12 protein-coding genes are annotated in these 13,409 nt (G+C 62.5%); all 12 read right to left on the bottom strand.

Annotation, left to right across the window (positions count from 1 at the left end):
* Positions 1 to 6 precede the first annotated feature (6 nt).
* The 12 genes from LG30_RS22580 to LG30_RS0115810 all read right to left on the bottom strand — a co-directional run bounded on the left by LG30_RS22580 (position 7) and on the right by LG30_RS0115810 (position 13,409).
* Positions 7 to 4,050 carry a DUF6701 domain-containing protein gene (locus LG30_RS22580; protein WP_033131670.1) on the bottom strand — a complete coding sequence of 1,348 codons (4,044 nt, stop codon included), beginning with the start codon at positions 4,048 to 4,050 and terminating at the stop codon, positions 7 to 9.
* Positions 4,051 to 4,075: 25 nt separating this feature from the next.
* Complete coding sequence (locus LG30_RS0115860) at positions 4,076 to 4,492, bottom strand: hypothetical protein (RefSeq protein WP_033131692.1); 417 nt, start codon at positions 4,490 to 4,492, stop codon at positions 4,076 to 4,078.
* Between the two features lie 43 nt (positions 4,493 to 4,535).
* Positions 4,536 to 5,315 (bottom strand): PulJ/GspJ family protein, encoded by a 780-nt coding sequence (locus LG30_RS0115855; protein WP_081966222.1) that lies wholly within the window; start codon positions 5,313 to 5,315, stop codon positions 4,536 to 4,538.
* Positions 5,315 to 5,932, bottom strand: coding sequence for a type II secretion system protein (locus LG30_RS0115850; protein WP_033131669.1), 618 nt, complete (start codon positions 5,930 to 5,932; stop codon positions 5,315 to 5,317). The genes LG30_RS0115855 and LG30_RS0115850 overlap by 1 nt, the downstream gene beginning before the upstream one ends.
* Positions 5,919 to 6,401, bottom strand: a complete 483-nt coding sequence (locus LG30_RS0115845) for a pilus assembly FimT family protein (RefSeq protein ID WP_033131668.1) — start codon at positions 6,399 to 6,401, stop codon at positions 5,919 to 5,921. The genes LG30_RS0115850 and LG30_RS0115845 overlap by 14 nt, the downstream gene beginning before the upstream one ends.
* Positions 6,402 to 6,460: 59 nt before the next feature.
* A complete protein-coding gene (locus LG30_RS0115840; RefSeq protein WP_033131667.1) occupies positions 6,461 to 6,898 on the bottom strand; it encodes a prepilin-type N-terminal cleavage/methylation domain-containing protein in 438 nt (145 codons plus the stop codon).
* Between the two features lie 18 nt (positions 6,899 to 6,916).
* A complete protein-coding gene (locus tag LG30_RS0115835; protein WP_052101138.1) occupies positions 6,917 to 7,576 on the bottom strand; it encodes a type II secretion system protein in 660 nt (219 codons plus the stop codon).
* Positions 7,577 to 7,664: 88 nt separating this feature from the next.
* Positions 7,665 to 8,126 (bottom strand): hypothetical protein, encoded by a 462-nt coding sequence (locus LG30_RS0115830; protein ID WP_033131666.1) that lies wholly within the window; start codon positions 8,124 to 8,126, stop codon positions 7,665 to 7,667.
* 171 nt (positions 8,127 to 8,297) lie between these two features.
* Positions 8,298 to 9,518 carry a type II secretion system F family protein gene (locus LG30_RS0115825; protein ID WP_033131665.1) on the bottom strand — a complete coding sequence of 407 codons (1,221 nt, stop codon included), beginning with the start codon at positions 9,516 to 9,518 and terminating at the stop codon, positions 8,298 to 8,300.
* Positions 9,519 to 9,521: 3 nt separating this feature from the next.
* Positions 9,522 to 11,234 carry an MSHA fimbrial ATPase MshE gene (gene mshE, locus LG30_RS0115820; RefSeq protein ID WP_033131664.1) on the bottom strand — a complete coding sequence of 571 codons (1,713 nt, stop codon included), beginning with the start codon at positions 11,232 to 11,234 and terminating at the stop codon, positions 9,522 to 9,524.
* 136 nt (positions 11,235 to 11,370) lie between these two features.
* On the bottom strand, positions 11,371 to 12,522 hold the full coding sequence (locus LG30_RS0115815) for a tetratricopeptide repeat protein (RefSeq protein WP_033131663.1): 1,152 nt from the start codon (positions 12,520 to 12,522) through the stop codon (positions 11,371 to 11,373).
* Positions 12,519 to 13,409: an ExeA family protein gene (locus tag LG30_RS0115810; RefSeq protein WP_033131662.1), complete on the bottom strand. Its 891-nt coding sequence runs from the start codon at positions 13,407 to 13,409 to the stop codon at positions 12,519 to 12,521. Before LG30_RS0115810 ends, LG30_RS0115815 begins: the two co-directional genes overlap by 4 nt.

Below are 13,409 nucleotides of genomic sequence, written 5' to 3'. Positions count from 1 at the left end.
TCAATTTCAGGGCATTACCTCACGGCGATAAATAATCCGATCGTTGCCCCTGTCCCGACCGAAAATGGCCTCACCCAGCAGGTGATCCGTCATGGCCGGATCCGCTAGCCAGGTCGGCGCCAGGGGTTGCAGCGGCTGTTTCTCCAGCACGATTTGATAGGGAATGCGCACCGCCTGATTGGGCGGCGCGAAGTGGAACCGGGTCTCGCCTGCGTCGAAACCGACATGAGTGCCACCCGGAGCCACATTGCCGAGACCAAGGCGAATGCGGGTACCGTCTTTTAGAATCAGATCCCCCGTCCCGGCGTCATAGCGTTGATCCGCATCGGTGAAGACGATACCGCCACCCGCCAGGGAGATCTGGCTGCAGGCATTCTGCTGGCTGCAGACATCCTGCTGGTTGACCCGCCACAGGCCCCCTTCGAAATATTGCACCTGCAGCGGCAGTGCCAGCGGGGCGCTGTCGACTCCCTGACGGGTGCTGGCCAGTAGACGGCCATAGTAGGTGATCATGGTATCGTCCGATCCCTTTGGAATGGAGAGCTGTTTGGCGGTGCAATTCACCCCGCTCTGGCAAGTACCGCTGACGGCCGGATTCATGTTCCGGCCGCTGAGGAAGCTGGTCTCCGGCGTTTCGCCGTCCTCCACCTTGAGCCCCAGTCGCAGCCGCCGCAGGGGCTCCTCCGGCGCGGTCAGGGTCGGGGTCAGCTCTCGCAATCGCATAAAGCGGGTTTCACCTGTCTGCTTGCCTGTTCCCTCGGTCCAGCTGGCGGCCAGCAGTGCCAGCCGATTAGAGCGATCCACCCCGTCCTGGTTGTTGGCGGCCACCAGAGAGAGAGTGCCCCTGGCAAAGGCCCCACGGTAGTTCTTCGTAACCCCCCCCTCCTTGTTGCGCGCCTGCACCGTCGTCTGCACCCCAAACGGCTGGCTCATATAGCTAAAACCGCCGAAAGCCGGGGTGACGGTGCCGCTCATCAGGTTGAAGTCCCAGGGCACGAAGCGCCCCACCGGCACGCTGGTGGCGGCGGGGATGGTGTAACCAAAGTAACCCGAGGTAGGCGGGGTCGCCGTCATCTGGAAGATCCCGACCTCGTTGAGCGACTGGGTGACGACATTGAGGTTATTGCTGGCCGTGATGGCATGGTCATAACTCAGCTTGCTGACCACCGCCTCGACCCCGGGCTTGGGGGCCACCAGCTGGCTGCCGAGCGCTATCTTGGCCAGTGTGAAGTTGGGGGTCGCCAGATTGCCGCTGCAAAGATCGGTGTCGTTATCGGCCTGCCAGGCCACGGCGCCGATATTCAGCGGGAAGTCATCGCCCGCCTTCTTGAACACCGGACAGCTGATGTTCCCTGCCACGCAGGCCCCCTGAGTTGGCGTGATGCAGAGCCCGACCGGGCGGCTGACGAAAAGATCCGAGCCCGTCATCACCAGCCCCGCGGTATCCCCGCTGCCATCGTGGCGGGCATTGAGCCGCATCTGGCCCGCATCCGGGTAGCTGATTTTTTTCAGGGTTGCCTTGCCCTGGCTATCGAAGGTCAAATTGATGGTCGTTGCAGCCGGGGAAGTAACACTGGCGGCATAAGTCGGGATAGCGTTGCCATCTATCGTTATCTTGCTGTTGAAGATATTGGTACTCGGGTCTGTATAAGTTCCCCAAAAGCCGACCGAGCGCGCACCGATAAAGCCGGGGATACACTGCTGGGTCGCAGTGTCTTTCTTGACTGCGCTGATCACCACATCCTGAGGCTTGTTGGCCAGGGTATCCGGCACATCGAACAGGAAGCCGCTGTCGGCAAAGTTGAGGGTACAGGCGGCGGCGCTCAGTGCCCCGCTGCCCGCCCGACACAGGGTTCCATGGAGGAAGCCAGGGGTCGAACTTGAGACCCCGATGGTCACGGCACTGGCCGTATTATTGCGTAGCTGGGCCGAGGTCGAGCCCCCGCTGAAGACCACCTGATTGCCGCCGACCCAGCCATTGCTGCCGGAACTGGGAGTGAGGCTTAAGGTAGCGCTGACCTGCTCGGTGACGAGCTGGGAACAACCCGCGTTGGCGCAGGCCTTGATAACTACCGTCTCCGGATTGCAGGTGAGCGCCTGACCGGAATGGGTCAGCTCGAAGTGATCGAGTTGGCTCCCCCCCGAGCCTCCACCGCAAGTGATGCCACCGAGATCGACGTTATCGACGGCATCCTGAGAGAAATCGAAATCGCTGTTACCGCCGCTGTCGATATTGCCACCGGCCGCCAGCGCCCCCTCGATGCTGGCGTTGCCGGTCATCTTGACGTTGCCCGCCACATAGACGACAGCATTGATCTTGTTCTGCCCGGCTATCTTGAGATCCCCCTTCACATAGATAAAGAGATTCTCCGGCAGATTGTTGGGGTTGAGCTCGGCGTTGTTCAGATCGAGATTGTTGAAGTAGAGCCGCGCCGTCACGCCAGTGGCAATGATCTCGGCCTTGTTGCTGATGCTGCCGTTGTTGAAGTCGTGATCCCCTGGCACGAAGCTGTTGCCGCTGTGGCCGGTACAGCTGGTGCCATTCCCCTGCTTGCTGCACACCAGATCCCCGAGGGGGGGCACCAGTACACCGGGCGGCGGCGTCATGCTGACGCCTTCCGAGGGGGGATCGGTAAAGATATCTTTGCAGCCGGGAGGGGAACACATGCCGGGCCAGTCACCGCCGAAGGGCTCATGTATGATCTTGCTGTTGCCCGTCATGGTGACATTTACCGCAGACACAGCCCCCGTCAACTGTGCCTGAGCGCTCATGTCCAGATCGCCCGCAGTCACATAGAGGATGGCGTTGAGTTTGGCATTGCCACTCATGGTGACCTTGCCAAAGCCGTAGATCATCAGGTTGTTAGCCTTGCCATTGGCGTTGACCATTTTCTGATCACTCAGGCTCAGAGCGCTGTTGAGGTAAAGTTGGGCAACGTTGCCGCTGTCAAATACCAGCCCGTTGTTGCTGCCCAGCTCCAGCGTGCCAAGCCAGTGGGCGCCACCACTGAAGTACAGGTTGTTGGCCGCGTTCCCCAAGAACTTGAACGACTTCACGTAATGGCCCAGCAGGTAACCACTGATAATGGAATCGTTGTTCATGTCCAGCGTCTGGTAGAGCGTGACGGCCAGATCGCTGCGGTTGCCAGCAGCCGAAATACCAGCAGCACTCATGGTCAATGCATAAACATTGAGGGAACTTTGTCCTTGCAGCAGCATGGCTGGCGTATTGGTGTTGTAGGTGCTGAGGTTGATATTCTTGATGGACCAGCGACCCGCCGCCATGACCATCTGCCCCCCCTTGGTCACCTTCACATTGTCGATATAGTGCGGCTGGAAAGTAGAGGTGACATTGCCCACCGAATTGGGCGAGAGATCCAGGCTGTTGTACACGGTGACATTGGCCCCCGACAGCTTGCCGTTGTCAGTGACGGTGAGAGAGGAGGCATGCAGGCTGCCACTCCCCTTGATGCCATCCGAGGTGCCATTTACCAGTACGGTTTTGGCATAGACTGTTGCCCCATTGAGGTTGAGTACAGCCCCGGCAGAAAGTGACAAGGAGTCGAAGCGATAGGTTTGCCCGGCTTTCAGGGTTGCCACGCAACTACCATTGCTCCAGACCGCATTTCTGTAGTCTCCGGCGGCTGGCGAGATGGCGTTGGAACAGGCCAGATCACTCTGTCCGCTGTAGCTGGGGAACCCACCTGGATTGACCGGAAAATCATTGGGATCGCTGATAAAAGCCTGACTCTTGATCGGGCTGGCCAAAGATCCGCTGACATTACAATTCGATACGTAGGTACCGCCATTGTAGCCCCCACCATTGTTGCAGCTGGCGTTCGGCTGGATGTTCTTGCCAAGGAAGGGATAGTTGGTCCCCACGGTGGTACTGGTGATCGAACTTTGACCATTCATGCTCAGCATGCCAGGGGAGGCATGGCTCTGCACCGGGTAGACAAAGGCTTCGGTGCATTGATTGGCCGCCTGTACCGAGGCAGAACCCAGCAGCAGCCACAAGGCTGAACCCCAAATACGGTGGCGGGACTTCATGGGGTCTGACTCCTTAACAAGGATCTCACGGGGTGGTTCCATCAAAGGCTTCCGCTTCTACTGTTCGGCTAACAGCAAAATCCGGGTTCGGGCTGTTCAGATCCTGATCCGGATCGCCACAGATCCCTTCGCTGCTGAAGCGATAACCGGTCCGGGTGGTACCGGCCGCGCTCACATTGAGCGGCGTGCAGGTGACGGTCGCCTGACAATTCACCAGCCCGGGAAGCGCAAAGGTGGTGGTGGCCGATGCGGCGCACTGCTGGGCCGTCCAGCTGTTGTTGGGGTAGAGACGATAGAGGGCGATTTCCAGCCCGCTCTGGGCCGCCATCAAAGCCCGAACACCCCGCACCTCGACCGTATTCTTCTCGCCGCTGTCCACCAGGAAGCGGCCCATGGCCGCCGCCAGCAAGGCCATGATGACGATGACGAAGAGCGCGATCATGATGGCGCTGCCGCGCTGGGCCCGTTTGCTGGCGGGAAGCGGCTTAAGGAACATTGAGCACCTCCAGCTTGTGGTTGAAGCTGACGCTCTCGCCGCGTTGCTCGAACACCAGCCGCACCCCCACCTCGCTCGGGCTGAAGGCGGCAGGATCCCGATAGAAGTAATAGGCTGCCGGGCGGATATGATCGGCCATCAGCGCAGTCGGGCTCGCGGTGATATCGGTCCCGATAGCGGCGCTTGCCCAGGTCAGCACGGCGCCCTGCACGCAGTAGCGCACCTGCCGGCTGGCAAAATAGACGCGCCGACCCGGGGAGTCCTTGGCGAAACCGTTGCTGAGGGTCAGGGGCAGCGCGCCCGATACGTCGCTGCCCACGCCGGTGATGCGGGCGGTACAGCTTCCCTGCAGGCAGCCCTGATTCAGGAAGCCGGAGCTCGCGAGGGGATAGACGATGGCAAGATCCTCATCTTTCCTGGGGAGCACGGATGGTGTGACTATGCTGAGCCCGTTGCTGACCGCAGAACCCAGATAGCCGCTGGCGGTGGCGATGGGCCAGAACCGCAGACAAGTGCCCCGATCGACCAAAGCCCCCCCGACATCCTCCACTCGCACCGAGCCGGGCACCGCATCGCGCAGCTCGCGATTGAGCCGCTCCATGGCGAAGCGGGCATCGCTCATCAACTGCTCGCGGCGACTGGCATCCCCGTAGATCTGGGTGCCGATGCCAATAAACTGGCTGGAGAAGGTTGCCATGACCCCGAGCAACAGGATCACCATCACCAGCTCGATCAGGGTAAAGCCCCGCGCCTGCTGCCGCGACCCCATCAATAGTTCCCCCGATAGAGGGCAAAGGCCAGCTCGCTGCGATCCGGCAGCCGCACCCAGAGTTCGATGCGCTTGCCGGTGGAGCAGGTGCCGCTGCAAGCCGGAAGGTTGGCACTGGTCAGATCGGCACCGCTCACCCGGATCTTGACCCCGTACTGTCGGTATTCCGCCTCGTCGAGTCCCTGCCCGCTCTGGGCGCTGAAGTAGTTGGCAGGCACCCAGCCAGCATCGCACCCGACCAGATTTTTGCTGCAGATGGCGCTGGTCTGATAGTCGTCCACGTCGTTGAACTGATAAGGGCGGGTCTCACCGCTGTCCGGGCCATAGCTGGCCGTGTTGGTGCAGGCAGGATAGGTCACGGGAGGGGTTCCGGCCGTCTCGCCACAGCGAAAGCGCCCACCGTTATGATCCGAGCGTTCATCGAAGGATTTCTGCAGCGCCTCGCTCAGGATGCGCTGGGCCAGTTGGGCCGCCCGTACCTGTTGCACCGGGTCCACCGCCTGGGGGGCCTGATTGACAAGCAAGCCCAGGATGCCGGTCAGGGCGATGGCCAGCAGCACAATGCCGACCACGAATTCGATCAGGGTGAAGCCGCGACGGGCCTTAAGGGAGGGCATGGATATAACCTTCCGGCTCGATACGGAGGCTGGCACTCTCCCAGCCATCGCTCACCACCAGGTCGCAGCCGGTGAGACAGATCGCGGGCGTCAGGGGGCGACCGCTGCGCTTATCGAAAGAGAATGTGCTTTGGGGGGAGATGACGAGGCCGCCGGAGGCATTCACGACGCGCCCCCGGACCAGCTCGTTCGGACTCCAGGCCGAGATGGGTTTGCCGGCGCAGCCACCGAGCTGGGTCAGGTGGCCAAAGCGCGTCGCCTCAACCACCAGTTGGGAGCAACGGCTCGCCCCCTCCTGCATGTTGATACTCTGCACCAGCCGCAGCCGGGTCACCAGTTCATCGCGCAGGGTATGGGTTTCAAAGCCGCCTTTGCCCAGCCACTTGGGCACGGCAAAGGCGGCCAGAATCCCGAGCAACAGGATCACGATAACCAGCTCTATCAAGGTGAAACCCTTGGTTGTCGTCATTCAGGCTCTCGTCGGGAATAAAGAAAAAGCGAGGCCGAAGCCTCGCCAGAACAAAACAACTAGCAACCCGTGAGTGTTGTTACTGCAGCAGAGGCCACGCTCGCTTCCTTGTAGTTCACGGTACATTTGGAGCTACTGGTGGAGAAAACATAGTTACCCGGGGCGCTGGAGACCTTACCAGTCCAGGAACCATCGATCGTCACCGCATTCTTGATCCCCGCATCAGTCGCCTCTGGATAACCATACACGGTCTTAATCGCGGTGCCATCGGAGCTGGATACGGCAGCCGTTGGATCTCGTTCTTCACCTTCCAGCGCAGACTTGCTGTAAACCATCTGGGCAGAGCTGCTCACGGCAGCCTGCACGCCCTGTGCAGCAGACTTTTTGGCATCATCCTGCAGATTCAGGAACTTGGGCGCGGCGGTGACCGCCAGAATGCCCAGGATGATGATCACGATAACCAGTTCGATCAGGGTAAAACCCGCCTGCTTTTTCATTACATTTTCCTCTGTTTATTAATTGATATTGGTCGTCACCTGACCGGAGGCCGGCCGGTAACTGAAACTCATATAGGCATCGGTGCTCCCTTGCGGGTCCTGATACCGTCCATCACTGCCCTTGTTCAAGCTGTTGACCAGATAGTAACGGCAGACCGAATCCAGTCCGTTGTTGCTCACCGTGGCATAGAACTTCAGGTCATTGCCGCTACCGCGCACCTCGTCAAAGTTGGCAGTCGCCTTGGGAGGATTCTGCAACAAGCCCTCCCAAATATTGAGACAGCGGACCGCCGTCAGATTGGCCGGATCCACATCGGGAGCGCCGCTCGCCGCCGTGTCCATGGGATAACCGGGGGAGAGCTCACCATTGCTGACCTGGCTCTCGGTCGGCGTGGTCAGATAGAAACGCGAACCGTCGTAGAGCACGGTGTTGAGGCTGTCCTGCTTGGCACGCCCCTCGGCTTCCCACTGGGCTCGCACCAGCGAGACGGCGGTGGCGAAACCGCCGGAGACCCCTTCCACGCTGGCCTTCTTCGCCTCGTCGGTCACATCGAGAAAACGGGGCAAGGCGGTCACCGCCAGGATCCCCAGGATCACGATGACGATCACCAGCTCGATCAGGGAAAAACCCGCCATCCGACCGGATCCGCAACCGAACGTCACTCTCTTTGCTGCCATGCTGCCTCCGTAATGGCCCACATTATTTCATGTGGACAGAAAAAAATCATGTAACCCGGAGTCCAGACTGGATCCGTTCAATCGCCATTCAGGATCTGAACACCACCCTGCCATCAGAGAAGCGATAGATCAGCCAGTTAGTCTCCCAGCCAAATTCACAACCCCCGCCATCCCGGCTGGCCAGCACTTGCAAGGTCGGCATCGACTGCGCCTCCTGACCGAGCAAGGTCAGCCACAGCTGACGGCAGTTGTCGGAAGGGGACTGCAGCGGCAGCACCCCGAGTGGCCAGCCCCGCTCATCGAATTGCCAGGCCACCCCTTGTGCATACACCTGCTCGGGTCTTCGCTGATCAAGCCAGAGCCCGTGCAAGCGCTGGGTCCGTTCGGCAAACTGCTCACCCAGCAGGCTCAGGCTGACCGCCAGCGCCTCCTCCCTGTGGTTGCGATAGCTCAGGGCCAGGCTGGCGATGATGACCAACAACAGGACCGCGGCAACGGCCCGCCGATATCCCCCCAGCCAGCGCTCATCCTGCTCGGACTGTCTGCTCATCCTTGCCCCTCTCCGGCCTCGCCATGCTTGCCGCGTTTCACTGACCGCGCACGGCCCGCGTCATGTCCCACCACCAAGGGAGTGAAGTTGCCGCAAGCAACTCGTTACTTGCCACGAACCGCCCGCATCATGTCCCACCACCAAGGGAGTGAAGATGCCGCAAGCGACTCGTTAATTGCCACGAACCGCCCGCATCATGTCCCACATGGGGGTGAAGATACCGAGTGCCAGCACCAGCACCATGACCGCCACTATGCCGATCAGGATGGGCTCGATACGGGCGGTGAGGCTCTTGAGGTCGTAATCTACCTCCCGCTCGTAATACTCGGCCGCCTCGTGCAGCAGCTCGTCCACCTGCCCCGTCTCCTCTCCCACCGCGATCATCTGCATCACCAGCGGGGTAAACAGGCCGCTGGCCCCCGAGGTGCGCAGCAGGCTCTCCCCCCGCTCTATCCCGGCTCGCATGTCGCGAATTCGGCTCGCCATCCAGGCGTTGTCCACCGCATCGGCCACCAGGGTCAGCGCCTGGTTGAGCGGCACCCCGGCCTTGAGCATCATGGAGAAGCTGCGGGCGAAGCGCGCCAGCAGGGAGCGCTCTATGATGGTGCCGACGATGGGCAGCCTGAGCTGCCATCTGTGCCAGGCCAGCTTGCCCTTGGCCGTGGCGACCCAGCGCCGCCAGCCAACCACAGTCCCCACTATGATGCTCAGCAGCAGCCACCAGTAGTTGACGAAGAAATGGGAGGTGGCGAGCAGGATCCGGGTCGCCAGCGGCAACTCGACCCCGAACTTGGCGAACATGTTGGCGAAGACCGGGATCACCATGATGTTGAGGATCACCATGGCGATGCCGATGGCAACCATCACGAAGCTGGGGTAGCGCATGGCGGTCTTGATCCGCTTGCGGGTCTCCAGCTCCAGATCTAAATAGTTGGCGAGCTGCAGGAAGGCTTCCTCCAGCTGACCGGTGTTTTCGCCGACGTGGATGATGGCGACAAACAGGCTGCTGAACACCTTGGGATGGGCCTGCATCGAACTCGACAGCGGACGACCGTTGCCAAGATCCTCCCCCAGCGCATGCAGCGCCCGCTTGAGCGGCTTGCTGTGGGAGCTCTCCTCCAGCCCGGCGATGGCGCGCAGGATCGGGATGCCGGCCCGGGTCAGGGCATACATCTGGCGGCTGAACACCACCAACTCCTCGAGCTTGACACCCCCCTCCAGCAGCAGGGTCCAGTCGATGCTGGCAGACTTGGCCTTGCCGGCTTTCAGCTCGGTCGGCATCACGCCGCGGCGCATTAGCTGCTCGGCGGCGGCCATCTCGCTGGCGGCCTCCAGCACACCGTTGACGGCATTGCCCTGGCTGTCGCGGCCCTTATACGCAAATGATCCCATGAGTTAGCCCAGATCCTCGGCCAGCCTGAGCACCTCGTCCACCGAGGTGATGCCCTGGCGAGCGTAATCGAGTGCGGTCAGGGCCAGGGGTCGGTAGTGTTCATGCTCCCGCGCCGCCCGGGCGAAGCCTTCGGCATCGTTGCGGCGCAGGGCATCCATCATGGCCTGATCCAGCTCCAGCAGCTCGTAGACCCCGATCCGGCCGGAATAACCGGTGAAGTTGCAGCTCTGGCAGCCGCGCCCCTTGTGATACGCATGCTGACCCGGCGCCTCGCCGGAGAGCACGCCGAGCCAGGTGGCCTGACCCGCATCGGGCGCCTGCTCCTCGACGCAATGCTCGCAGACCCGCCGCACCAGACGCTGGGCCACCACGGCCCGCAGCGCGCTCGCCACCAGGTAGCCGGGGGCCCCCATGTCGATGAGCCGCAGGGCGCTGGTCACCGCATCGTTGGTGTGCAGAGTGGTCAGCACCAGGTGGCCGGTGATGGCGCCACGCAGGCCTATCTCCACCGTCTCGTTGTCCCGCATCTCCCCCACCAGCAGGATGTCCGGATCCTGACGCAGGGTGGAGCGCAGCACCTGGGAGAAGGTGAGGCCTATCTTGGCGTTGACCTGTACCTGGTTGACCCGGGGCAGTCTGTACTCCACCGGGTCTTCTACCGTGATGATCTTGTGGCTGGCCTGATTGAGCTCGGAGAGGGCGCCATAGAGGGTGGTGGTCTTGCCGCTGCCGGTGGGCCCCGTCACCAGGATCATGCCGTGGGGGCGTTTGAGCTGACGGCGAAACCGCGCCAGAATTTCCGGCGGCATGCCGGTCTCGGCCAGCGACAAGATGCCGGAGGATTGATCCAGCAGACGCATCACCACGGATTCCCCATGCTGCACCGGCATGGTCGACATCCGCACGTCCACGTCGCGACCGCGTACCTTCATGGCGAAGCGACCGTCCTGGGGTAGCCGCTTCTCGGAGATGTCGAGCCCGGCCACCAGCTTCAGGCGCAACACCAGCGCCTGGGCGATGCGCACCTCGCTGAGGATGTTCTCGTGCAGGATGCCGTCGATCCGCTGGCGGATGCGCAGCACCTTCTCGTCCGGCTCTATGTGGATGTCCGAGGCACCCACCTGCACCGCGTCTTCGAACAGGGAACGCAGCAGCTTGGCCACCGTCGCCTCCCCCTCGTCGGCCCCGCCGTTGAGATTGCTGGCCCCCAGCTCGAACCCCGAGTCCTGATGCTCCTCGTGCAGTTGCACGGCGAAGCTCTCGATCTCGCGGGTACGGCGATAGAGGCGGTCGAAGTACTCGAGCAGCTGGCCTTCCCGCGCCACCGCGAGCACCAGCTCGCGGGGGCGCAGCAGGGCGGCGATGGCATCGAGGGCGCTGAGATCGGCGGGGTCCGACATGGCCACCGTCACCTTGTCGTCGCTGAGGTTGACCGCCAGGGCGCGATAGCGGCGGGCCTGCACCTCGGGCAACAGCGCCACCGCCGCCCCATCTATGGTGAGGTTGTTGAGATCGAAGAAGGGCACGTCCAGCTGACGGGCGAGGAACTGCAGCAACTGCACCTCGCTGATGAAGCCGAGATCGATCAGGGTGGTCCCCAGCTTGCGGCCGGTCTGGCGCTGCTGCTGCAAGGCGAGCTGGAGCTGATCATCGGAGATGATCTGCTCTTGCACCAGCAGGTCGCCGAGCCGCATTTTCAGTCTGGGTTGTGCCATTGCTACTCCAAATTCCTGATTCTGATTACGCCGATTACAGTGATGACACCGCCGCCACCGCGTCCGATTAGGCGACCCTAATCGAACCTGCGAGCCTAACTCGACCTCGATTTGTCCCCTCTCTCCTGGGAGAGGGTCATGGTGAGGGCGCCAACTGGGCGATGCGCTGTTCCAGCCAACGGGCCGATGCCTCGCCGAGGTTGCCGTGCAGCTGAGCGTTGCGATAAGCATCCAGCGCCCGCTGGCTGTGGCCCTGACCATCTTCGGCCACACCGAGCCCGAGCCACCAGCGGCCCTGGTCCGGTTGCTGGCGCAGCAGCTTGACATAGAGCTCTGCCGCCTGGGCATTCTGCCCCAGCTCCTGGGTCAGCCCGGCCCAGGTTGCGTAATAGTCCATGTTGCTGGCCAGCTCAGGTTGATAGCCGGTCAGCCAGCCGAGCGCCTTCTGACGATCCCCCTCGCCGATGGCCACCCGGGCCAGCAGCAACCGAAAATCAGCCTGCTGCGGCGCCAGCCTGAGCCCCTCTTCCAGCACCTGGCCGGCCTCGGTCAGGCGGCCTTCGCCATAGAGCAAGCCCGCCAGCTGCTCGCGCGCCCCCTGATTGTGGGGATCATGGGCCAGCACCTGGTAATAGTTGTCCTGCGCCTCCCGCATCTGGCCCTTGGCCATGGCGGTGGTCGCCTTGCGCTCCGCCAGTGCCGCCAGCTCGGGCTCGGAAAGATCCACCGTTTCGATCTTCAGCACCCCCGGCTTGCGGGGTGGCGCGGCGGCGATCGCCCCCTGCTCGGCGGCCAGCTCGGCCTGCAGATCCGGTTGCAGCTCCTCATCGCTCGGCACGACCTCGTCGTTCGCCATCTCCTCGGGCTCAAGCTGAGGCGCCGGCGGTTCATCGTCAGCGGCGGGCAGATCCTCCAGGGCCGCGGGTTCCATCGTCCCGGCCGGTGATGTGGCCGCGGCGATCGCGGCCTCCGGCGGGGTCGACAGGCTCAAGGCCGCCGACAACGGCATCACGGCAGGAGCCGTTACAGAGGAAGATGCTGCTTTTATGTGGCTGACATCGCTAGTTGACTGCGAAATCCCGGCCATGGCAGTGGGAATCTGCACTCGCTGGCTCTGCTGCCAATAGATCCAGGTGCGCCAGCCGAGGATGCCGATGGCCAACCCGCACAGCAGGGTCAACACCAGCATCCACCAACCCTGTCGGCGCACCGGCGCCACATAGACGGCGGCCTCGGTTCCGCCCTGACGCTGCTCCAGATCCCTGAGCATCTGATTGATCACGCTCATGACCAGACTCCGTAAACCAGGGCGCCACCCAATAACAACAGCAGCGGCCACCAGCGGATGAAAGAGAGGTGACTGGCATCGTCGGTGTCGCGGATGGCGAGGCGCACCAGTCGGCTCCCGATCCGGCGCTCACCGCGGCCATAGGCCAGCATCAGGCACTTCTGGGCCAGCACGTTGATGAGCCGGGGCACCCCGCGCGCCGCGCGCCACAACAGGCGCAGGGCGCGGCTGTCGAACAGGGCCGCACCGCGATAGCCGGAAACGTGCAGCCGATGCTCCACATAGGCGCGGGCCTCGTCAAAGCGCAGGGCACGCAGACAGTAAGAAAAACCGATGCGCTGGCGCAGCTGGCGCAAGTGGGGTTTGGCCAGCCTGGCATCCAGCTCGGGCTGGCCGAACAGCACTATCTGCAGCAGCTTGCTCGATTCCGTCTCCAGGTTGCCGAACAGCCGGATCGCCTCCAGCGTCTCGTCCGGCAGCGCCTGCGCCTCGTCGATCAACACCACCACCCGCTGGCCCTGCTGATGCAGGGCGATCAGGTGGCGATGGATACGATCGGTCAGATCCAGCTCGCTGCCATCGTGCACCGACAAGCCCAGATCGAGCGCCAGCGCGGTGCGAAGCTCGGCGGGGGTGAGATGGGGATTCGGCAGCCAAGCGAGGCGCACCGGCCTTTGCTCGGAACCGAGCTCGGTCAGCAGCTTGCGACAGAGCAGGGTCTTGCCGGTACCCACCTCCCCGGTCACCTTGATGAAGCCCTCCCCCTGTGCCAGCGCCCAGTTCAGCACCTGCAGGGCCTCCTCATGGGGCGGCAGCCCATAGTAGAAGCCGGTGTTCGGCGTCAGGCCAAAGGGCGCCTCCTGCAGTCCAAAGTGACTCAGGTACAT

The organism is Aeromonas aquatica, from assembly GCF_000764655.1.
Classification (GTDB): domain Bacteria; phylum Pseudomonadota; class Gammaproteobacteria; order Enterobacterales; family Aeromonadaceae; genus Aeromonas; species Aeromonas aquatica.
This window is presented reverse-complemented; position numbering and strand designations above follow the sequence as displayed.